20 protein-coding genes are annotated in these 23,606 nt (G+C 38.4%); 14 read left to right on the forward strand and 6 right to left on the reverse strand.

All coding sequences use genetic code 11. The features are described from left to right. Positions 1–103: 103 nt before the first annotated feature. From AC3E9U_RS11335 to ftsY, 10 genes are all read left to right on the forward strand, one after another. Complete coding sequence (locus tag AC3E9U_RS11335) at positions 104–1,711, forward strand: T9SS type A sorting domain-containing protein (RefSeq protein WP_488747018.1); 1,608 nt, start codon at positions 104–106, stop codon at positions 1,709–1,711. A 192-nt stretch (positions 1,712–1,903) separates the two neighbouring features. After that, on the forward strand, positions 1,904–2,677 hold the full coding sequence (locus tag AC3E9U_RS11340) for an exonuclease domain-containing protein (RefSeq protein ID WP_488747019.1): 774 nt from the start codon (positions 1,904–1,906) through the stop codon (positions 2,675–2,677). A gap of 45 nt (positions 2,678–2,722) precedes the next feature. Next, on the forward strand, positions 2,723–3,334 hold the full coding sequence (locus tag AC3E9U_RS11345) for a fumarylacetoacetate hydrolase family protein (protein WP_488747020.1): 612 nt from the start codon (positions 2,723–2,725) through the stop codon (positions 3,332–3,334). A 5-nt stretch (positions 3,335–3,339) separates the two neighbouring features. Continuing rightward, entirely contained in the window at positions 3,340–3,684 is a 345-nt protein-coding gene (locus AC3E9U_RS11350) for an Hpt domain-containing protein (protein ID WP_488747021.1), read from the forward strand. 12 nt (positions 3,685–3,696) lie between these two features. Continuing rightward, a complete protein-coding gene (locus tag AC3E9U_RS11355) occupies positions 3,697–4,047 on the forward strand; it encodes a hypothetical protein (RefSeq protein ID WP_488747022.1) in 351 nt (116 codons plus the stop codon). Between the two features lie 131 nt (positions 4,048–4,178). After that, on the forward strand, positions 4,179–5,426 hold the full coding sequence (locus AC3E9U_RS11360; protein WP_488747023.1) for a competence/damage-inducible protein A: 1,248 nt from the start codon (positions 4,179–4,181) through the stop codon (positions 5,424–5,426). Between the two features lie 79 nt (positions 5,427–5,505). Then, a complete protein-coding gene (rpmB, locus tag AC3E9U_RS11365; RefSeq protein ID WP_488747024.1) occupies positions 5,506–5,742 on the forward strand; it encodes a 50S ribosomal protein L28 in 237 nt (78 codons plus the stop codon). Between the two features lie 26 nt (positions 5,743–5,768). Continuing rightward, a complete protein-coding gene (rpmG, locus tag AC3E9U_RS11370; protein ID WP_026981158.1) occupies positions 5,769–5,951 on the forward strand; it encodes a 50S ribosomal protein L33 in 183 nt (60 codons plus the stop codon). Positions 5,952–5,960: 9 nt separating this feature from the next. Then, positions 5,961–6,113 (forward strand): DUF4295 domain-containing protein, encoded by a 153-nt coding sequence (locus AC3E9U_RS11375; RefSeq protein WP_488747025.1) that lies wholly within the window; start codon positions 5,961–5,963, stop codon positions 6,111–6,113. Between the two features lie 250 nt (positions 6,114–6,363). Continuing rightward, positions 6,364–7,317, forward strand: coding sequence for a signal recognition particle-docking protein FtsY (gene ftsY, locus AC3E9U_RS11380; protein WP_488747026.1), 954 nt, complete (start codon positions 6,364–6,366; stop codon positions 7,315–7,317). A gap of 202 nt (positions 7,318–7,519) precedes the next feature. On the opposite strand, the gene AC3E9U_RS11385 is transcribed toward ftsY, so the two are convergent. Continuing rightward, positions 7,520–8,623 (reverse strand): serine hydrolase domain-containing protein, encoded by a 1,104-nt coding sequence (locus AC3E9U_RS11385; RefSeq protein ID WP_488747160.1) that lies wholly within the window; start codon positions 8,621–8,623, stop codon positions 7,520–7,522. 103 nt (positions 8,624–8,726) lie between these two features. Here AC3E9U_RS11385 and AC3E9U_RS11390 point away from each other — a divergent pair, with 103 nt between their 5' ends. From AC3E9U_RS11390 to AC3E9U_RS11405, 4 genes are all read left to right on the forward strand, one after another. After that, positions 8,727–9,143, forward strand: a complete 417-nt coding sequence (locus tag AC3E9U_RS11390) for a lipocalin family protein (protein WP_488747027.1) — start codon at positions 8,727–8,729, stop codon at positions 9,141–9,143. Beyond that, positions 9,143–9,439, forward strand: a complete 297-nt coding sequence (locus tag AC3E9U_RS11395; RefSeq protein WP_488747028.1) for a DciA family protein — start codon at positions 9,143–9,145, stop codon at positions 9,437–9,439. The genes AC3E9U_RS11390 and AC3E9U_RS11395 overlap by 1 nt, the downstream gene beginning before the upstream one ends. A 111-nt stretch (positions 9,440–9,550) precedes the next feature. Then, entirely contained in the window at positions 9,551–11,944 is a 2,394-nt protein-coding gene (locus AC3E9U_RS11400; protein WP_488747029.1) for a TonB-dependent siderophore receptor, read from the forward strand. Between the two features lie 3 nt (positions 11,945–11,947). Next, positions 11,948–12,502, forward strand: a complete 555-nt coding sequence (locus AC3E9U_RS11405; RefSeq protein ID WP_488747030.1) for a PepSY-associated TM helix domain-containing protein — start codon at positions 11,948–11,950, stop codon at positions 12,500–12,502. 72 nt (positions 12,503–12,574) lie between these two features. Here the strand turns inward: AC3E9U_RS11405 and AC3E9U_RS11410 are convergent, their stop codons facing one another. From AC3E9U_RS11410 to AC3E9U_RS11430, 5 genes are all read right to left on the reverse strand, one after another. Beyond that, positions 12,575–12,994: a nucleoside-diphosphate kinase gene (locus AC3E9U_RS11410; protein ID WP_488747031.1), complete on the reverse strand. Its 420-nt coding sequence runs from the start codon at positions 12,992–12,994 to the stop codon at positions 12,575–12,577. A gap of 74 nt (positions 12,995–13,068) precedes the next feature. After that, positions 13,069–13,902: a formylglycine-generating enzyme family protein gene (locus AC3E9U_RS11415; protein WP_488747032.1), complete on the reverse strand. Its 834-nt coding sequence runs from the start codon at positions 13,900–13,902 to the stop codon at positions 13,069–13,071. 139 nt (positions 13,903–14,041) lie between these two features. Beyond that, a complete protein-coding gene (bshC, locus tag AC3E9U_RS11420; RefSeq protein WP_488747033.1) occupies positions 14,042–15,631 on the reverse strand; it encodes a bacillithiol biosynthesis cysteine-adding enzyme BshC in 1,590 nt (529 codons plus the stop codon). A 76-nt stretch (positions 15,632–15,707) separates the two neighbouring features. Continuing rightward, the gene (locus tag AC3E9U_RS11425) at positions 15,708–19,799 is read right to left on the reverse strand and encodes a DUF7948 domain-containing protein (RefSeq protein ID WP_488747034.1); all 4,092 of its coding nucleotides are present in this window, start codon (positions 19,797–19,799) and stop codon (positions 15,708–15,710) included. A 157-nt stretch (positions 19,800–19,956) separates the two neighbouring features. Further along, positions 19,957–23,604, reverse strand: coding sequence for a T9SS type B sorting domain-containing protein (locus AC3E9U_RS11430; protein ID WP_488747035.1), 3,648 nt, complete (start codon positions 23,602–23,604; stop codon positions 19,957–19,959). Between the last annotated feature and the right edge of the window lie 2 nt (positions 23,605–23,606).

Raw genomic sequence — 23,606 nt, forward strand, 5'->3', positions numbered from 1 at the left:
TTCATTTAAAAGGCCTCATTTTTGAGGTCTTTTTTTGTTGCTGTTAATTGTGAATTTCGTAATCTGTTTATTTGTAACTTTATGAAAATCAAATATTTGGGTTATGAAAAAGATTACTTTATGTTTATTGGCGACCCTTTTTGTTATTCCGGTTTTATTGTTTGGACAAAATGACTTTCTGGATGTTTCTTTCGGAGTAAACGGGGTTGTGACTCAGAATTATATGGATAGTGAAACTGGCGGCGCATTAGAGGCTGACTTTGGAACAATCGCATTGCAACAGGACGGGGGTTTTATTACGGCTTCAACTTTTCACCTACACGGCACTAATCCACGATACATTATCAACCGCTACAGTAAAGAAGGGGTCTTGGATCTGACTTTTGGAGTTAATGCTTTTATTACTGACGGAATTCAAAATCATGTTGGTACACTGCAATTACAATCAAACCAAAAAATTATCGCCTTCATTAGTGAAGGGGATTACTCTTCCTTTCTTAGTTATTTAGTCCGATACAACACTAATGGTTCCATAGATAATTCGTTTGGGACCAATGGGAAGATAATGGATGCCCTCAATACCCGATCGTCATTATTTTCGGTCCGCACCGATGATAAGATACTGGTTGTCAAGCAATCGGGTTACAATGGTGGAGGGGCTAGTTTTACCTTAGTAAGATACAATGCGAACGGCACTCCGGATGAAGGCTTCGGCAATAACGGAGCGATAGCTTTTTCGCTGCCCTCCTCAAATATCGAAGTCTATAATATGACTGCTCTGAAAGACGGTAAAATTATGATCCGGGGCGAACTGAGAAGTCAGGTAGCAGGAGATTACCGAACTGACATTCTTCTGGTAAGACTTACTGAAAATGGAAGCCCGGATCCCACTTTCGATGACGACGGGATTAAGATTTTTGATTTTGACGATGTAGACAGTTCTGTGCATGATTTGGTTCAAACCGACGGAAAAATCGTTTTTCTATGTTCAAGTTATGGTTTGACACAGGCAACGGCTGAAACACAGCGAATGATACGGCTTAATGTAGATGGGAGTCTGGATGCTGCTTTCGGTTTGGGTGGAATCAAATCAATAGAATATCCGATTTTGGGTTTACAGTCGATTCAGCAATTGGAAAACGGAAAATTAATAGTCAGTGGCGTATATGAAACAGGCGAAAATCCAAGTCCGGGAAACAATGAATCGCCGGTGGGGATAGTAATCGCACGTTACAAAACCAATGGAGATCTGGATCCTGCTTTCTGTCAGGATGGTTATATTTTTACGACCAGGGAATCCAGTCGCGCTTTGAATGATAAAATACTAGTTCAGCCTGATGGTAAATTTCTTCTGGGTTCAACCTTTTGTGAAGCATGGTTTTCTTGTCATCCCCATACTTTTGTGTTTCGGTACGATCCGGAACGATTATCAAATGTGGCATTTACTAAAAACAATACTTTCCTGTCTTATCCAAATCCATTCAATCAAAGTATAACTTTAGATTTTAATATCGAGGAAGCAGAAACAGTCTCAGTGGATCTGTATAATTATGACGGCAGGAAAATAATCAGTTTGGCGAAAGATCAAAATTTCGAGGCCGGATTCAATTCCCGGCAATTTGATATTCCGGGAACTTTGGCTTCCGGCATTTATTTTTTGACCGTTTCCAATGCGAAGGAAACCAAATACATTAGAATAGTGAAAAGATAAGAAATTCAGTCTGTTATTGTAGGTGATAATGAAAAATAAGGCAGAAAGGCGGTTTTGTAAGTTCCGTCTTTCTTTTTTTTGACCGAGGCGAAGATTGTAGGACTGTTTATCCATAGAAGTGCCTTTTTGCTGAAATAAATTAGCAATAATTGGGTTTTAAAAATTACATTTGTACCCAGTCAAAATTTGAAAATGGAATTAAAGCTAAACCGTCCGATTTGCTTCTTCGATTTGGAAACAACTGGTATTGATGTAGGTAAGGACCGAATCGTCGAAATCGCAATCGTAAAAATATACCCTAACGGAAATAAGGAAAGTAAAACCTGGTTGGTGAACCCGACAATTCCGATTCCTGCCCATGCTACTGCAGTGCACGGAATCACCAATGAGAAAGTAGCGAATGAGCCTACGTTTAAAGAATTGGCATCTCACGTACACAACATGATCAAAGATTCAGATTTGGCCGGTTTCAATTCGGACCGATTTGATATTCCGCTATTGGCAGAAGAATTGTTGCGTGCCGAAGTGGATTTCGATATGAAAAACCGCGTTTCTGTGGATGTGCAAACGATTTTCCATAAAAAAGAAGAAAGAACATTAAGTGCTGCTTATAAATTTTACTGCGGAGAAAGTCTTGAAAATGCGCACAGTGCCGAAGCCGATACAATGGCGACGTACGAAATACTAAAAGCGCAATTAGAACGTTATCCTGAATTGGAAAACGATATGAAAGCGCTGTCTGAATTTACCACTAGAAAGAAATCGGTTGATTTTGCAGGGTTTATCGCTTTGAATCCTGAAGGACAGGAGATTTTTACATTCGGTAAACATAAAGGTGTTCTGGTGGATGAGGTGTTGGAAAAAGAACCGGGCTATTTCGGTTGGATCCAAAACGCTGATTTTCCATTGTATACAAAAAAGGTATTGACAGGCATCAAATTAAGAAAACTGAATACAAAGCAGTAAAAAAAACTTAGTAACTCAGCACTCAGTAACTTAGTCACTTAAAAAATGAAAATAATCTGCATTGGTCGTAATTACGCCGACCATATTTCCGAGCTGAAAAATGAACGTCCGAGTGAGCCGGTGATCTTCATGAAACCGGATACGGCCATTTTGCCAAAACAAACGCCTTTTGTGATTCCCGAATTCAGTAATGATGTGCATCATGAAGTGGAGATTTTGGTTAAAATCAACAAAGTGGGAAAGTATATCGATCCTAAGTTTGCTCATAAATATTATGATGAAATCGGACTTGGAATTGATTTTACCGCACGTGATCTACAGGCTGAACTAAAAAGCAAAGGGCTTCCATGGGAAAAAGCAAAGGCATTTGACCATTCAGCGATTATAAGTGACTTTTCGTCGAAAAAAAATTACAGTTCTCTGGAAAATATTAATTTTGAATTGACCAATAATGGTAATATTGTTCAAAGCGGGAATACCAGTCAGATGTTGTGGAAAATAGACGAGTTGATTGCTTATGTTTCACAATATTTCACCTTAAAAACGGGAGATATTCTTTTTACTGGAACGCCGGCAGGAGTAGCAAAAGTACAATCGAATGATGTTTTGGAAGGTTTTATTGAAGGAGTACAACTTTTTAAAATACAGGTAAAGTAAAGCAGATGCCGTTACATTATAACTTATCCAAAGTCTACGAAATTTCGGACAATGACACCGAATTTGCACAACAGATAATTAATCTTTTTGTTGAAGAAGTGCCTGTGGAATTAAAGTCCATCAAAGAAGGTATCGAAGAAAAAGATTATACTAAAACATATGCCTCTTCCCATAAAATCAAACCTACCCTGGATTTATTAGGAATGGATGCCGCCTATGAAGAAAATCTTCAGATCATGGAGTGGACAAAATCCGAAGGCAAGAAAAAAGAAATCAAAGAAGTTTTTAAAAGCTTAAAAGAACACATTGAAGACGCCCTGAAAGAAGTAAGAAAAGAGTACAATATTTAACTTTCAGACATAATGCCTAAAACCATTAAAGTAAAATTCAGAAAACATTTTAAGGTGGAGGTTCCATGCAAAGATGTTGTTTCGTTCGAGAATGAACTGAATGATAAAAAAGTGGATTTTTACCTTAATTGTAAAGATGAATCTTCCCGTTGTTCATCTGTATCCTACTATTTGGCGGAAAAAGACAAGTCGGTGGTAAGTGACTTTTTTGAGGAAAACGATATCAGAGCTAATTCTGAAACACTGCGATTTGCTAATCCGGAGGATCAGATCAATTTCATGAGTCTTTATTTTAAGTTGATCGGTGTTTTCATCATTCTGTTGGTAGTGCTTCAAGTGATAGGTACCATCGTTAAGCCTTAATTTTCCCCTAGTACATTTCGTATGTTATTTTAAAATCATTAACGGTTCCTAATTTAATGTTAATGATTCTATTTCCTTACAATCGTGCGTGTAAAGCGTAGTATATTTGTTGCTTATTCGCTAAAGAGAAAATGAAAGCAACTATTGTAACTATAGGCGATGAAATTCTCATCGGACAGATTATCGATACCAATTCGGGTTTTATTGCCAAAGCATTAGATAAAATCGGCATCGGTGTTCATGAAATGTTATCCATTACGGATGATAAACAGCATATTCTGGACACGTTTGCCAAACTTCAGGATCATTGTGATGTGGTTGTCATGACTGGGGGATTGGGTCCTACCAAAGACGATATTACCAAAAAAACATTTTGCGACTATTTTCAGGACGAACTGGTAACGGATGAAGCTGTACTGGCACACGTAACCAATCTTATTGAAAATTATTTTAAACGACCTATAACCCAGATCAACAAAGATCAGGCGCTGGTGCCTTCTAAATGTACAGTGTTGTTTAATTCGGTAGGAACTGCTCCGGGTATGTGGATGGAAAAAGGGAAAACGGTTTTCATTTCGCTTCCTGGTGTACCCTTTGAGATGAAGCATCTTATAGAAAATGAGGTGATCCCTAAACTGGTTGCTAAATTCAGCAGACCTTACATCGTTCATAAGACCATTCGTACTTATGGTATAGGAGAAAGTTTATTGGCGGAAAAAATTGAAGCATGGGAGGATAACCTGCCGGAATTCATAAAATTGGCTTATTTGCCCAATGCGGGTCAGGTGCGTTTGCGTCTTTCCGCCCGTGGAAATGACGAATCGGTTTTGCAGCAGAGAATTGCGGATGAAGTGGTAAAATTAGATGCTCTTATCCGAGAGTCGATCATTGGTTATGATGACGAGGAAAGCATTGAAGTGGTTTTAGGGAAATTGTTTACAGAAAAAGGATTGACGATTTCAACGGCAGAAAGTTGTACTGGTGGGAAAATAGCCGCAACGCTGACATCCGTTCCGGGTTCGTCAAATTATTTTAAAGGAAGTGTGGTGAGTTATGCTACGGAAGCAAAAGTAAATGTGCTTGGGGTTTCTCAGAAAACGATTGCTGCTTATTCGGTGGTAAGCAAGCAAGTGGCTGAAGAAATGGCGTTGAATGTTCAGAAAATTTTGAAAACCGATTATGCAATTAGCACAACCGGAAATGCAGGTCCGGACAAAGGTGATGCTGATGCAGAAGTGGGTACGGTTTTTGTCTCAATAGCGACTCCTAAAGGCGTGGAGACCGAAGAGTTTAACTTCGGACAGCCTCGTGAAAAAGTGATAGACAGGGCGGTGAGCAAAGCTCTGGAAAAAATTTATCAAGAAATTTTAAAAAACTAGTCGAAATAGTTTGTGTAATAGGTTTCTTTTTTGTTTCTTTGCACCCTGATTTTGAATAACGAATATAAAGATAAGTACAATGTCAAGAGTTTGTGAACTTACAGGTAAGAGAGCAATGGTTGGAAACAATGTTTCTCACGCTATGAATAAAACTAAAAGAAAATTTAGTGTAAACTTAGTTAAGAAGCGTTTCTACATTCCTGAAGAAGACAGATGGATAACTTTAAGAATATCTACATCTGCTTTAAAAACGATTAATAAAAATGGTATCGCTGCGGTTTTGAAAGAAGCTAAAGCTAACGGATTAGTTAAATAATCCAGTACCTTTAAATATATATCACGATGGCAAAGAAAGGTAATAGAATTCAGGTTATTTTAGAATGTACTGAGCATAAAGCTTCTGGTGTACCAGGAACTTCTCGTTACATCACGACTAAAAACAAAAAGAATACTCCAGACAGATTAGAGATTAAAAAATTTAATCCAATCTTGAAAAGAGTAACTGTTCATAAAGAAATTAAATAATAGTAAGTCATGGCAAAGAAAACCGTTGCATCATTACAGACAGCTTCAAAGAGATTGACTAAAGCTATCAAAATGGTAAAATCACCTAAAACTGGTGCTTATACATTCGTTGAGGCAGTAATGACTCCAGAAGAAGTGGATGAGTTCTTAAAAAAGAAATAATTCCGTTATACAATATATAGAAAAGCTACTTTCAACCGGAAGTGGCTTTTTTATTTTTATGTTTTTTCTTTCTCAATATTTAGTCAAAGGAAGAAAAGAACCTCATAAAAAATTTATATTTTTGAAGCATAATAGGAATTATATTCCGTTTTGTTTTAAAATTTTGGAGCCTTCCGATAGCTATCGGGCAGGGCTTAGAAGGACAAAAGGTTTCAAAAAATAATTGTAATCATAATTCATAAGCAACAGAATGAATTTTTTTAAAAAAATATTTTCATCCGAAAAAAAGGAAACGTTAGATAAAGGCCTTGAAAAATCAAAAACTTCTTTTTTCTCCAAACTGACCAAAGCCGTTGCAGGGAAATCAAAAGTAGATGATGAGGTATTGGATAATCTGGAGGAAATTTTAGTCGCTTCCGATGTCGGAGTAAATACAACACTTAAAATCATTGAACGCATTGAAGAACGCGTTTCGAAAGATAAGTACTTAGGTACGGATGAATTGAACGAGATCCTTCGTGAAGAAATTGCGGGACTTCTTTCGGAAACGAATTCCGGAGAAGCATCTGAATTCGAAATCCCGGCCAACAAAAAACCGTACGTTATTATGGTAGTTGGTGTAAACGGAGTAGGTAAGACAACAACCATCGGGAAGTTAGCATATCAGTTCAAAAAAGCAGGACATAAAGTAGTTCTTGGAGCTGCCGATACGTTCCGTGCGGCTGCAATTGACCAACTTCAGATTTGGGCGGACAGAGTAGGTGTGCCTATTGTACGTCAGCAAATGGGAAGTGATCCGGCTTCGGTTGCTTTTGATACGTTACAGTCGGCGGTTGCTCAAAATGCGGATGTAGTAATCATTGATACAGCGGGTCGTTTACATAATAAAGTTGGTTTAATGAACGAATTGACCAAGGTTAAGCGTGTAATGCAGAAAGTAGTAGAAGATGCCCCTAATGACGTTTTATTGGTCTTAGACGGCTCAACAGGACAGAACGCTTTCGAACAGGCAAAACAGTTTACAGCGGCAACTGAAGTTAGTTGTCTGGCTGTAACAAAATTAGACGGTACTGCAAAGGGCGGAGTAGTTATCGGTATCTCCGATCAGTTCCAGGTTCCTGTAAAATACATCGGAGTAGGAGAAGGTATTGAAGATTTACAAGTGTTTAATAAATACGAGTTTGTGGATTCTTTCTTTAAATAAAAATCGGTATGAATAAAGTAATTGATTTTTTTAAGAATGCTTCACCAATTAAAATTGTGTTGATTACGTTTTTAATTGGTCTTGTTTCTGTTTTTCTTGAAAAACCATTTCCAAACCTGTTTTTAGGATTACGGTTAATTGCTTTTATGCTGACTGTTTATGCAATAATAAAATTCTTCAGTAAAAAATAAAGTAAAAGGCGTTATTCATATAACGCCTTTATTTTTTGCCATAAGACATCGTCAAAATCCGAAAGTGCCATATTCGACAGATCGGCCGCTTCTCCCATACGGATTACGACCATTTTTTTACTCGGAACCACGTATATTTTCTGATCATCTTTGCCTAAAGCACTATACATATCATTCGGCGCAGAAGGAATCAGCGATCCGTTAAATTGTAATTGCGTCTGTGGCAAATGATAGGAAGTCTTTCCGTTTAACCACCACAGATAACCGTAGGCCAAATTAATGTTTTGAGAAGTAGTTGTGGCTTCGCCGAAATAAGTCGTATTGATAAGCTGTGTTGCATTCCACTTTCCTTTATTCAAGGCAAGTAAGCCAAATCGTGCCATGCTTCTTGTAGTGCTCCAGTAGACACTATTGTTGTTTGATTGTACCCAGGTACCCGTCATTCCAATCGGATTTTTGAGTTTGGCAGTGAAATAGTCGTTCCATGTTTGCCCGGTTGCAACTGCCACTACGTCCTGAAGTTTAACATAGACATTATCATAAGCCCAGCGAGTTCCGGCATCGGCTTTATAAATCAGGCAAGTTGGGTCGACACAGTCGTGCTGAGAAGGATCGGCACTGTCATTAAAAGTGTCATCCAATCCGGAAGTCATGGTTAGTAAGTGACGGTTGGTTATCAGGTTTTCTTTTTCTAAAGGAATTGAAGTCCATCCGGTTCCAATGTAATCCGAAACCTTACTATTGATGTTTAAAAAATCTTCTTGTTGTGCAATTCCGGTAACGGTGGAGGTTAATGTTTTTCCGGCACTGGCCCAGTACCATGCTGAGTTTGCAGTATGTCCGTTAAAATAACGTTCCAGGACTATTCTTCCATTTACCAAAATGATGAAACCTTTGGTGTTTTTTTCGTTGAGATAGGTTTCCAATGGTGCAACGGCATTTTGATTCCAACCCAAATCCGCGATGCTTTTGGTTTCCCAATTATCGCCTGTAAGAGGAGGAAAATACATGGCTTCTGTTGTTGGTGTGGTGTTTTCAACAGTTTCCGAATCGGAACTGCAACCGGAAAAAAGTAAGATGACTAATAACGGAAGGGGCAGTAGGAGATATTTCATCATTTTTTCGTTTTTTGTACGACTTTAAAATTAGTAAATAGTTTAATCGGTTATGTCTTTTCCAAATGGTTTTAAAAATTAACTTTGCAAAAACTGAATTCTGATGAGAAATATTTTTATTGCGATCATTGCAGTCCTGCTTGTAGGCTGTAAACAGGATATATCCGAAAAAGATCTGGCCAAAATAAACGGTTACTGGGAGATTGAAAAGGCGGAACTGCCCGATGGCAATAAGAAAGAATATAAGGTTAATGAAACCATTGACTTTTTTCAGATAAAAGGTAAGAAGGGATTCAGAAAAAAAGTGATGCCTCAGCTTGACGGCACTTATCTTATGAATGATTTATCGGAAAAAGTCGAAGTAGAAATGAATGATGGGAACGTTATCTTCAACTATTCCACACCTTATGCCAAATGGAAGGAAACAATTGTTTCTGTTTCAGACGACAAACTGGTTATTAAAAGTGATCAGGACATTGAATACCACTACAAAAAACCAAAACCTTTTTCTGTTAAATAATGGCAAAGCGTTTTAATGAGGAAAGCCCGATCGGCGATATTTTAAAACAGTTTATTCAGGAAAATAAGCTACAGCCCGGCATGGACAAAATAGATGTCCGAGACGCCTGGATAAATCTCATGGGAAATGCGGTCAATAATTACACTACCGAAATACTGCTCAAAGGCAGTACGCTTTATGTGGCATTGTCTTCTGCTGTCCTGCGTGAAGAATTGAGCTACGGCAGAGAGAAAATCATCCGAATGATCAACGAAGAGTTAAGAAGAGATATCGTTAAAGAATTGGTTTTTAGATAGGAATGAATAAAAGATAGAAATATCCTGAATTCATGATATAAATCAGTTTTTTTAAAATTAAGCTTGTTTAGTTTTGCTTTAAATTAAATCAATCTAAATAAGCTTAACAAAATGAAAAGCGCTGTCCAAATTTTATTCACGATCTTACTGTTCACCTTAACACTTACTGCTCAAAATTTCGGAACAATAAAAGGTGAAGTCGTTTCTTCTAAGAATACACCACTTGAGCAGGTATCTATAACCACTAAAAATGGAGATTTCAGCGGCATAACCAATTCTGAAGGTGTCTTCAGTTTTCCTAATGTAAAACCAGGAAAATATACGCTGATTTTTTCCCATATCGGGTTTGTTACTGCAACAGCCGAGGTGACTGTCAGATCAAAAGAAACTTCAATAGTGCCAAAAATAATTTTAGCAGAGGCTTCTAATACCTTATCCGAAGTCATAGTATCCGGAAGTGTGATTAATCGGACACTTGCCAACGGTAAAGCCGGTATAAAAGCTATTGATCTGCCGCAAAATGTTCAGGTTATCAGCAGTAAAACATTGGAACAACAACAAGTGACGCGCTTAAGTGATGTTATTAAAAATATCAATGGTGTCTATGTAGGATCCGCTCGTGGTGGTGCTCAGGAATCCCTTTGGTCCAGAGGATACGACATGACGGCCAATAATATGTTCAAAAATGGATTTCGTTACACGGCGGGGTCCATGCCCGAAGTGGCTTCGTTGGAACAGGTTGAAGCATTAATGGGAAGTTCCGCTTTATTATTCGGAAATGTGGCGCCAGGTGGTATTCTTAATATGGTAACTAAAACGCCAACGTTCACACGAGGAGGGTCAGTTTCATTTCAGGCAGGAAGTTATGCTTATTATAAACCCGTGGTTGACTTTTATGGTCCGCTGAACTCAACAATTGCGTACCGCTTGATCAGTTCTTATGAAAATTCCGAAAGCTTCAGGGATGTGGTAAAGAGAGAACGAATCTATGTAAATCCGTCGCTTCTTTTTAAAGCCGGACAAAAAACCTATTTTTTACTGCAAGGTGATTATTTACGTGATAATTGGACTCCGGATTTTGGAACAGGAGCTATAGGAAGAGAAGTGGTGGATTTACCGCGTAATACCTATTTAGGAGCGAGATGGTCGAACGGTTTAACCACCCAGGCTTCTTTCACGGGGCAAATCAGTTATAGGTTTCATAAAAACTGGAAGTTTAGTTCCAATACTTCTTTTCAGGATTACGAAAGAGCGTCGGAAGGAACAGAACGGATTCAGCCCGCAGCCAACGGTACTCTGAAACGACCGTTAGGAAAAAACAGAAATCTGGAAACCATTGCAGCACAACAATTCAACCTCCAAGGGAATTTTATGACCGGGGCAATAAAACATCAGTTATCAACGGGTGTGGATACGGATTATTCTTTCGCACAGGCCTATACGTTCGCATACAATCCGGCCAATTACGATACCGTAAATATATATGATCCGGCCACTTACGAAAATGACCACGGAATCCCGGAAGCCGTAAATACAAAAATTGTAAAAACGGATGCCAACAGAGTAGGGGTCTATGCTCAGGATTTGGTTTCTTTTACGACAAAAATCAAGTTATTGGCAGGTATTCGTTGGTCATGGCAACAATCAGAGGCGATAACTTACAATTATAAAGCAAATGAATATACGCCGGAACATGATCCTAACCCTAAAACAGATCCTAAACGCATTGACGCGGCTTTTTCACCCAAAGTGGGGTTAGTGTATCAGCCGGTTAAAAATACATCGATTTTTGCCAGTTATGCTAATTCATTTACACCAAATACCGGAGTTGATATCTACAATAATACGCTTGAGGCATCCATTATCGACCAGTTTGAAGTTGGTGTCAAAAAAGAGTTCTGGAAAGGAATTTTAACAACAAATGTGACTTTGTATCAGATCATAAATAATAACTTAGCGCAAATGGCTGAATTTAAATCAGACGGTACAAATAATACTGATCCGAACGTGAAAACACTATCCGGACAAACGACCAGCAAAGGAATTGAAGTGGGTGCGACGGTGCGACCGGTGGAAGGTTTGGACATTGTTGCAGGGTACAGTTATAATGACATGCGTTACACCAAAACGAGCGGGCTGCCAGGAAGTTATATTGAAGGAGACCGATTGGTTAGAACTCCGTCAAATACCGCAAATATGAATCTTTTATATACGATTCCTTCCGGAAAATTGATGGGCCTATCATTTGGAGCTATGGCCAATTACATAGGGGATAGACTCGCCGGATGGAATAATACTAACGGACAGACGATTCCGGACCGAACTATTCCGCTTGACGGATATACCACTATTGATCTTTCTGCCGGATATACATGGAGACAGTTTTCCATTCTTTGCCGATTGTCTAATATTACAAATGAATTGAATTATACGGTTCATGAGAATTACAGTGTAAATCCTATTGCGCCGCGCCAGATTATGACCACTTTAAAATATAAATTTTAATTAATGAAAAAAAGAGACAAGAATATCAGATCAATTCATCGCGATTTTGGGTATTTCTATTTGGGATTGATTATTTCCTTTGCCTTTTCAGGTGTATTGATGAACCACAGAGACAGTTGGCATCCCGAAAAATACACCGTCGAAACAAAAGTTGTATCCGTGAAACTTCCTTCAGAAGATGCTATTACTGAAAAGTTTGCGGAGAATCTGGGTAAAGAATTGGGAGTGGACGATAAATTTCGTCGTCACAACATTAAGAACGGCCAATTGAAACTTTCTTATGAAAATACGGATGTGGAAATTGAAATGGAATCCGGAAAAGGTGAAATTATTTCCTTTAAGAAAACACCGCTTATCAGTCACGCCATGAAACTGCATAAGAATACGTCCAATTGGTGGATCTATTATTCGGATATTTTTGGATTATCTCTTATAACTATTGCCGTAACAGGCGCCATGATGATTACGGCAGGAAAGAATACATTTAAACGAAGAGGCTGGAAGTTGGCTATGGCCGGCATTATTTTCCCTCTGTTATTTCTGCTTTTTTTAGCTTAGCTTAGTCAAAAATAAAATCCCGATTCAATGAATCGGGATTTTTTATTCAAAAAATATTTGAAAATATCTTTATTAGAACTGCTCTCTTCCTGCGAAGTGGAATTCAGATTCGATAGCTGCGTTTTCATCGCTATCAGATCCGTGAACAGCGTTCTCACCGATAGAAGTTGCATATCTTTTACGGATAGTACCTTCAGCAGCTTCAGCTGGATTTGTAGCTCCGATCAAAGTTCTGAAATCTTCAACAGCATTATCTTTTTCTAAGATAGCGGCAACAATCGGACCTCTGCTCATGAACTCTACTAGTTCTCCGTAGAAAGGTCTTTCACTGTGTACAGCATAGAATTTCTGAGCATCAGCTACAGTCAATTGAGTTAGTTTCATAGAAACGATTCTGAAACCACCCTCAGTAATCATATTTAAAATTCCGCCGATGTGTCCTTTTTCAACAGCATCAGGCTTAATCATTGTAAATGTTCTGTTAGTCGCCATTTTTGTTTGTTTTTATTTAATTTGGGCGCAAAATTACGGTTTTCTCGCTGAAAAACAATTTTGTTAACAGAAAATTATTTTACAACCGTTCTTACGATTCTTAATCCGAAGAATTCGTTGGTAGCATTTGGATTCCAGTTCAGTTGGTAAGTAGGCTCAAGATATTCTAATTTGCTTGAATCCCAAGATCCGCCTCTTACACATCTTTTTTCACCTCTTTCCGGACCTGCAGGGTCTGTTTTTGAGTCGATTTTGTAGTGGATCGGGCTGTAGAAATCCCAACACCATTCCCAAGCATTTCCGCTCATGTCAAAAATTCCCAATTCATTTGGTAATTTTGTTCCGAATGAATGCGGCTCTTTTTCACTGTTTTTAGCATACCAGGCTACAGATTCCAATTCATTTCCGCCTGCATATTTATAATTTTTGGATTTATTTCCGCCTTTTGCAGCATAAACCCACTCGGCATCCGTCGGAAGACGGTATCCGTTAGCTTTAAAATCACAAGTGTATTTATCGCCGTTTTTGGTATAGGCCGGTTTCAGGTTGTTTTCCTTGCTTAACCAGTTACAATATTGGATAGCCTGCTTCCATGTGATATTGGTAATTGGATTGTCATCGTGCCATCCCCAAGTTGGTCGTGCAGGCATCGAAATTTTGTTGGCAGCGGTATAATCTCTCCAGTTTGCAACGGTTATTTCGAACTGGCTGATTTCAAACGATGAAACGGTAATTTCATAATCCGTTTTCTTTTCTTTCGGATCCGATTTTGCAACTGCATTAGGTAACATCTTAAATTTTCCGCCTTCAACAAAAATCATTTTCGGATTTACAATGGAAGTGGAATAGAATGAGCATAAAAAAAGTGCAATCGCACTGATACTAAGGATAATGTAATTCTTTTTCATACTGGTAGTTTTGGTTCTTTTAAATTCGGCGCAAAAGTAACATTTTCCTAACTATAAGATGCTTTTTTGTTACAAAATATAGATTAAATGTTAAAAAAAATCGATGAAATACAGTATGTTAAAGAAAAACCCTATAGGGCTATAGTGTGATTATCTCAAATGTGTTCGAAAGCGGGTCAAGATTGTCTGAAATTTTCAGGATTAGCTCCGATCCGTTCTCTAAATAGAATGCTGAGAAGTTGGCTCTTCGTTCCTGCAGGCTATGATTGGGGAAAAGTTCGTTTTGAAGATCCGAAATTCGTTGTAATTGATCCTTATGATTTCTTTTTTCGGCCTTTAGCAGTCTTTTCTCAAGATTTTCAAGACCTTTAATTTGTTTGATTTCCTGTGCTTTTACGGCTCCTAAAAAGGATTTGTCCGTATGGGCTGCGATATCGTGCAGTTTTTCAAATTGCTTTCTGAGGAATTCTTTCTGTTCCGAGAAATCCAGATTGAAATTGGAAAAGTCTGCCGTTTTTCGATTTAATAAATCGGTTTGTTTGCTGAACAGATCGCTCCAGCTCAGGTTTAATTTATCGGCTTTCGTGGCTTGTTTTTCAGTGGCCAGCAGAACGGAATTACGTAATAAAAGTATCGGAAACAGGATATTGTTAGCTTCGAACATGGATTTCAGTTCCAGCCAGTAAGCTAATTCACCGCCACCACCTATATAACAAATGTTCGGCAGAATCACTTCCTGGTATAAAGGACGTAAGATTACGTTGGGACTGAATTTTTCCGGATGATTTTCCAGTTCACTAACTAGTTCGGTCTCTGAAAAAGTAATTGCCGTATTGTTGATCTTATAACTTCCGTTTTCAAAAAGAATACGTTCCCTCAACTGGTCCTCAATATAGAATAAATTGATTTCCCTGGGATTGACCTGAACCGTATAGTCTTTTAGTTGTCCAATCGTTTCGGAAACTTTTGAAAAGGATATCTGCTGGGTCAATTCCTGTTTTAGAAACGGGACGAATAATTTCTTCAACTCGATAGCATCACCGTCAATAATGACCAAACCGTATTCTTTAAAAAGTTCATTGGCCAGGTAGCGCGTGGCATCAGATAAATTGGAATGCGACAGATATGCATTTTTGAATAGATCCCTTAAATAGTCGGCATTGTTTCCAACTCCGAGTTCCTTTGAAAAAGCTTCGAAAATAGCTGTAAGGCCTTCTGTGGAAAGTCGACCGACTGGTCCGGTGCTTTCACGGTTCCATTGGATTTTTTTGTCTCCGAAATGAAAATAGTTTATTTCTTCAAAATCATGATCTTCTGTGGCCATCCAATAAACCGGTACGAAATTGAATTCCGGATAAGCTGTTTTTAGCTGTTTGGACAAATTAATGACCGAAACAATTTTATAGAGAAAATAAAGCGGACCGGTAAACAGATTTAACTGATGACCGGTTGTTATGGTTACTGTATTCTCGTTTTTTAATAACGAAATGTTTGTTTTGGTCGCTTCAGAAACTTCAAAATCTGAATATTGTTTTTCCAAAGCATTTGTCAGGACTTTTCGGTTGTCCTCTGGAAAATCAGCTGCTTTTTCGGCTGCCTGAAGTCTGAAGTTTTCAAGTGTGGGAAAACGGTGGTATAATGACTGTAGTTCCGGTTCCTGATTTAAATAATCGACAATGAGTTTTGTGAAATATCCGGAATTTTGATAACTGATACAGTCGGTTGGCATAGCGATTCTTATTTCTGCTAAATTAACAAAAATAAATGTAGGGAAAATCGGTTTAACAAAGGCTTATGAAATATCCTTAGCGCTTCAGACTGAAATGTCCTCTGAATTCTTTTCCGTTCTGTCTGGTAACAACAAACCAATAATCCGTTGCCGGAACCGGTTTTCCGGAATATGTTCCGTCCCAGCCATCTGAATTCGCGCCCAACTGTTTCAGTAATTTACCGTATCGGTCAAAAATCAGGATATTCATATTAGGTTCTTTTTCAGAAAGTTCAATTTTCCAGTAATCGTTGTAACCGTCTCCATTCGGAGTGAAGAAATTCGGATACATCAGCAAATAAAAATCGTATTCTTTGATGCCGCAACCGTTTTCGTCTTTGACAAAAATAGTGTATTCTCCTTTTGGAAGATTGGTAAAAGTATTGCTCGTTTGGTAATGCACACCATCCAGCGAGAAAACGTAATTTCCGCTACTGCTATTGTTTAATAGTACCGAAATAGTATTTTGGTTGTTGGTCCAGTCCGAAGTGATGATTTCTGAGATTGTTGCCGTATTTGAGTTTACAACGGTAAAGTTTTTAACCGATGAACAGCGGATGGTTCCATGATTTTCCGTGACAGTAACCGAATAATTTCCTGGAGTAGATATTGTGATGGATGGACTGGTCTCGGTCGTAGACCATAAATAAGAATCAAAGCCCGTCCCTGCATTTACCGTGATAGAACTTCCTTCGCAGATTGGTAGGATATCATTAATCGGAATAATAGGTTTACCGACTAAGGTAAGATTCAATTCCACTATCTGATGACAACCGTTGCTTGAATCGATTCGGACAAAAGTCAAATTATTTCCAACTGACAGATTGTAATTCGTGAAATTGGTTATTGCGTCGGAACTGATTTGATTTTCAGCGCCGTTTTGAGAATGATAGTAGGTAAAGATGTTACCGCTCGTTGTTGCAATCAAATCGGAATTGTAATTTGATAAATTTACAGTTTCAGAACCGTTGTTTAAGTCATCGCAAAGTGTTTCCGAATAATTATTTGCGTTTAAGGTATTGATTAAGGTCACGGTGACAGCCAATCGGGTGGGGCTTTCGCAACCGTTTACTGTTTGAGTCACATAGTAAGTAGTGTTATTTGCCAATACAGTTGTTGAAGGTGAAACCACAGTTCCCGTTGTGCTGTTATACCAGACTAGACTGCTTCCAGAAACAGCAATGTCATTCAAGGTGGCATTTTGCGAACTGCAGAAACTCTGGTTTGCATTTCCGGTTGGAGCAGGCGTGTTTTGAATAACAACTGCTACTGGAACTCGTGCACTTTCACAGCCGTTAATGGTTTGCGATGCATAATAAGTGACACCGTTTTGTAAAAGGGCAGTATTTGCCAGTAAATTTCCACCGGTTGGTGCATCATACCATCTGATGTTTTGTCCGGTGATGGTGATGTCGTTTAATGTCAGCGTTTGGTTAGGACAAAAATAAAAATTGGCATTTACAATTGGTGCATTTGTTGCCGTTATAATTACAGTCTGATTTTGGGCAGTAGTATTTCCGTTTCCGTCGTTGTAATTCCAAACAATGGTATAAGTTCCCGGTATGGCGTAACTCAAAGGACTTGTTGTAGTAGCTGTTATGTTTCCAGCGCAATTATCGGTTCCGGTTGGGATTGTTGAAATTAATGTGTTGCAATCACCATTAATGGTCGGAAGATTGGCTATGTTTGGTATTGGGCTTAAATTGTCTTCAACCAATATATTAAACGTATAGGTTTTTTGACAGCCGCAACCAATATTATCACTAATAACTACAGTGTATAAACCGCTATTTGCTGAAGTCGTATTATTTATGGTTGGGTTTTGAATCGTGCTTGTAAACCCATTCGGCCCAGTCCAGTTATAAATATAACCGGAAGGAACATTATTAAATGATATTGTTTGTGATGTACAAATTGGGGAATTAGCTGTAGGTTGAAAATCCATCGTGCATAAATCCCCTTCTTCAAACTTCATTATGAAATAGTTGTTGAAAAGTCCCAAAATTGTCGGTTGATAAGAATTACTGTCAGTAATACCTGTGTTGGAGTTTCTTGTCACACCACTTACAAAAATGTCATTATTGGGGTCAAAAGCAATTACTGTTTTCTCAGAAGTACTTATTCCTCCAACAAAAGTCCCCCAAATATGATTGCCTGATTTTGAAAATTTTCCAATATATCCCTCATTATTTCCATTCCGTCTATAGGAACAAGAATTTGTTAAATTGGTGGTAGTTACATAAGTATTCCCTGTAGCTCCAATATAAATAGAATTGTTTTTAAAAATAATGGAATATGTTGTTACCTCTCCCAAAAATGTACCCCAAACCCTTGAACCATTACTGTTCAATTTTACTAAGTAACCGGTATAGATACCGTAATTTGTACTGTTAAAACTACCCGGAGTTGCGATGTTGTCCTGGCTGCCGGTTTCTCCTCCAAAGTAAATGTTGTCTTCATCATCCACTGCTATTGAATAAATGAAGTCGGTATAGTTACCTCCATAATAGGTAGACCATAATCGGCTCCCATCATTAGAAAATTTAAAGATCATACCATCAGAATAGATATTGGTGTGATGAGTTACTTGATAAACCCCGCTGGTAGCTATGTTACTAAAGCTTTCGGTATCGCCACCAACAACAAGATAATTGTCTTTAACTACAATTGCAGTAAATCGTTCTCTGTCTTCACCTCCTGCATAAGTTCCCCAGATAAGATTTCCGTTTTCGTTAAATTTGGCTACAAAGGCATCTATTTCATCATAAGGGCCAATATATAGTTGCGGTTGAAAATTGCAGTTAAAGGCAATACCATTTCGGCTTGAAGTACCACCAACAATATAGATGTTATTGGAGTTGTCAATAGCTAAAGCTTCCGCATAATCATCTTTGTCACCTCCAAAATAAGTTCCCCAAAGTCTTACGCCTGACTCGTTGAATTTTACCAAAAAGGCATCATAATATGTGCCTGTTAAATTGGGTTTGTGTGATCCATTAGTGCTTATGTTTGTTGTTGATTGGGTCATTCCTGTTATGATTACATTATTTTGAGAATCTGTTTTAATTCCCATAATAAAGTCATGATTAGTTCCACCATAATAAGTACCCCATAATCGATTTCCATTCGGATCAAATTTTACAATAATTCCATTAGCAGTTGAAAAAATGCCGTTGAGTATAGTGGTTTGATGAGCACCTGTAGTGGCATAAGAAGAGTTTGAAGCAGTTGTAGAACCACTCATATAAGCGTTCCCAAAAGAATCAGTTGTCAGGCTTGCATCTCCTTGACTATAGTGGATATTTGTTTCATCCCCATAATAAGTCCCCCACAATCGAACCGGCACCGGATCAATCACAATAGTCTTATCCGAAGCATTCAAATCCCCCTCAAAACCATACACATTCTTCTTAATCTGTTTATAACCAACAGCTATCTCTTTTCTGGAATTGCCTTGTTCAACCCAGCTCAACGGAAGCGTTTCTTCCATCTGCCCAAAGCGAACATTCATCTTGATTTTATTATCCGCCAATTCCGTTTTCGCACCGTTAAATTTCAACTGAATATCCGAAACTTTCCCACCCGGTTTTACGATGAAATTATATTCTACAACTTTAGTGGTATCTTTCGGAATAAAGAAAACCGCATCAATGTTATTGTAAATGTTCCGATAAGTGACTTTTTGATATTTGTGTACATTGGTAATCCCTTCCGGCGTATGTGCCACATTGTAGTAGTTGTCGTAATCCGATGATTTTTCTTCAGCAACTAATTTTACCGATGCATTTGAGTTTATAAAATCGATATCAATACGATGATAATTGTATTCCAAGGAGTAATCCGGAGCATCCTTTCCGTCTTTAAGACTTTTATTTGTATCTCTGAAGTGCTTCTCTTCTTTTGTTAACGGAATTTTCTTCGCCTCATAAATGTCATACGAAAACCCATTGTTTCGCAACTGAACATTCAATCCGGGAGTATTTAAAAGATACTGAACAGCCTTGTTTTGTTTTCCCTTTTGATCAATTATCTGCCCTTTATTTTCTGAAAAGCCAAGCGTTTTGGGATTTTTCTGTGAGAATGAAAATAGCGAGGATAACAAAAGAAGATAAAGGAGGAAAGTTCGCATTCTATATTTGAAATTTTTTGCAAAGGTAGTTTTTTTTACTTAGGGGAGCTATCGTAGTATAGTGCTAAAATCCAATGCATTAAAAATAATCACCGCATTCATTTCTGTTAAAGCAACAAAAATAAATGCGGTGACTAGTAGTTTTGGAAATTAAAACTTAACGTCTTAACGTGAAGTGGCCTCTGAATTCTTTTCCGTTCTGTCTCTTAACCAGGAACCAATAATCAGTGGATACAGCAGGTTTTCCATTGTAAGTTCCGTCCCAACCTTCTGATTTAGCATCCAACTGCTTTATGAATTTACCGTAACGGTCAAAAATCATGATATCGATGTTAGGCTCTTTTTCGGAAAACGTAATTCTCCAATAATCGTTATGACCGTCTCCGTTTGGTGTGAAGAATTTAGGATGTATCAGCAAGTAAACATCGTCGGTAGCGATTCCGCAGCCGTGTTTATCTCTTACATAAACAAGATGTTCTCCTAAGGCAACATTGTAGAACGTATTGCTTTCTTGATAATTTGTTCCGTCGATTGAATATTCATAATCCCCTAAACCGGTTGCGATTACCTGAATCACATTGTCATCGACCGTCCAGTCTTCAAAATTAATATGGGTAATGGTTGCTCTGTTGGATAAGATAACTTCAAAAGTCTTGGTTGTAGAACAGACAATCGCACCGTGGTTTTCAGTTACGGTCAACGTGTAAATCCCCGGTTGTGTAAAGAATGTCCATGGTGTTGTTGCTCCATTTGACCATAAATAACTGTCGAAAGACGCATTTTCCCTAACTTTAACGGAACTGTTTTCGCATAAATAATAAAGATCATCAATAGTGATCACCGGTGTCGGTATAAGGATCATATCCAGATGCGTCACACTTGAACAACCGTTGCTATCGGTAACTAAAACGTAAAGCGTTTTTCTGATTTGTGTCAGATTGTATTGTGTTGGAATTGAAATTAATTCTGAAGCAATCTGATTTAATGCACCATTCTGCGTCTCATAAAAATTGAAGGTATGAGTGGCCGAATTCGCTACAAAATTTGGATTGAAGGCCGTTAAGTCAACTCGCTCGCTTCCGTCATTTTTATTATCACACACCAGCGTTGAAAAACTGGTTACCACAGGAAGCGGCATGAAATAAGAGTTAATGGTGACAGTGGAGGTTAAAGTCTCACAGTTTGGTAATCTTTTAACTTTAATAACGAAGCTTGTTCCTCCGTTAAGATTGCCTAAGGTATTGCTTGCAGTCCAGGTTATACCTCCGTCAAAACTGTAAAGATCACCTGGGGTTGTTATCGTAATCGTTGCATATTTGTCACATCCTGCATCGTCAATAGTGTAAGAAGGACGTATGCTTTCGAAATTTTTAAGATACACGTAAACATTTGGTGAAGTACACCCTTGTGCAGTTCTGACTTTGATAACATAACTTCCCGCTGTTAAATTGGTTAGCGTATTGGAAGTCTGCCAAGTAGTTCCACCATCGAAACTGAATTCATCGCCCGGAGCAGTTATAGTAATGCTTCCAGGATTCGAGCAGTACGGGTCGAAAGTGGTGAAAGTTGGAGGTGGTAAGAACTCACCGGATAACACAACGTTATTAAAGTTTGAAATACATCCGTTAGTATCTCTTGTTCTGATTAAATAAATACCTAAAGGTAAGTTGGTGGCAGTATTGTTCGTTGTCCATGTCACGCCATCGTCGAAACTGTATTCTGAGGCTACGGTTGTAATTGTAATGCTTCCGGTACCTCCACAACTGGTTGGATTTATACTGCTGAAAAACGGATACGAAGACTGGAAAGGGACAATGTTTATACGGGTATTATAAGAATAACAAGCATTTACAGTCTTGATTTTTACATCATAAGATCCAACAGCTACGTTTGAAAGTATCGGATTTGTGCCCCATGTTGTCCCTCCGTCAAAACTGAATTCTACAGCGGGCGAAGTGACAGCTATGGTTCCAGTTCCGATAAAACAAGTCGGTTGTGTGACTACGATAGTCGGCGACACGGCAACATTCGTTGGTAAAATTGTAACAGAAGCCTGAGAAATACATCCGTCAGAATCAGTTACGGTTACGCTGTGTGTACCATTGGTTGTAACTACGGCACTTTGCGTCGTTGCTCCGGTTGACCATAAATAAGAAGCGCCGGGAGAAGCGGTTAGTGTAGTACTTCCACCACAAACATTCAAAATACCTGCAATAGTCGCGGATGGATTTTTGACCACCACTTTAAAAGCAATTATCTTGAAACAAGTCGCACTGGTTGAAACTCGTGCAAAAAGCGTTCCCGTATAACTTTCGTAGTTAACAAAATTGGCAATAGCATTGGTATCGTTCGTGGCATCATTCAGCGTGGTGAAATAACTGATGGTTAAACCGGTTTGTGTTCCAATCAATTGCGGGTTTACTTGTGTAAGATTGAAAAATTCTTTTCCGTCACCATTGGAATCACAGGTTTTGAGCGTGCCCGGCTGAAGTGCAAAATTACAATCAGGGGTACAGTTCATAAACGCAATATCCCACCCGGCATTTGCATCACTATCTGTTGCGGAATCAAAGTTTGTTCCCGAACAGTTTGTCTGGAGCAATCCATAATTTATGGTAACGCCTACGTTGTAATTTCCGTTAGTGACGTTTGGTAAATTGGCTGCATCCAGCTGAAAGCAGAACGTTTTATTGATCAAATCTAAAGAACTTGTTGTGGTCGTCGTATAAATGGATGAATTCGCCGCATCGTAAACATTTAAAGTAATACTGTTTATAGTGGCAGAAATTCCTCCCGAATTAGGGACAGTAAAGGTTCCGCAAACGGAAAGTGGTAAAGTCGGACAGATTTTATAAAGCGGATCCAATTGAATGCTTCCCTGTAAATTTTCATTAGATCGGATCAGACACATATCGTCAAGATAAGCATAACCAAAGTGACCACCTAAACCGCAACGTGCAGCAGTAAATTCAATTGTAAATTCTTCATTGTTTGGGATCGATGAAATGTCTAAAGTTCCTGCTTGCCAGTTTTGAGTGTAAAGTACGATACTACCGGCCTCAAAGTTTGGAGCCTGTGTGAAAATACAGTTGTTAGGATCGCCGATAACACAAAATTCATCGGCTATCGTACCGTTGTTTCTGATAATTCTTGCTTTAAAGAAAGGCTGTTCGTTAAAATGCCCTGATTCTTCTATACTTTGTAAAACGAGTTTGTAATTAAAGACAGCTTCCGTTTCATTATTGGTTTTAAAACGCTTGGTTTGTACAACTCCCGAAGTATTTATGGAATTTTTATGATTGATTACCAGGGCGTACTGATCGAAAGCCTGAATGTCCCCGATAAATTCATCAATATAATTGGAAGGAACCGTACCGGCCATAAATGGTGACGCCGCAGGATCATATTGGGAAATATACTGAGTGGCCACAGTGCTCGGAGTAACGCACTGTGTTGGGTTCATCGGATCTGTGATGGTATACAGGTAATTTTTTAAAACATTAACAGCTCCCTGAGGCTCAAATTGTTCAAAATTACTGTTGCTGCATAAATGTACAGGCGACAATGCTGCTTTATTAGCAGGATTGTGTTGATGGTTTCGATCTATTTCCTGCTGTCTTTTTTGAAAAAAAAGTTTTCTTTGAATAGAATCAATAATTAAATGGCCGTGAGAATCTTCAATTTTTCGGTTTTCAACTGGAACTGTAAGTTTAACGGATTTACTGTTGTTTTTTTGGCTTTTGTTCTGTGCTTGTAAATGAATTGAAAAGCTTAAAAGGGTAAGGATTATTATTATTTTTCTCACAA

The sequence above is a fragment of the Flavobacterium sp. 21.1 genome, assembly GCF_057801535.1.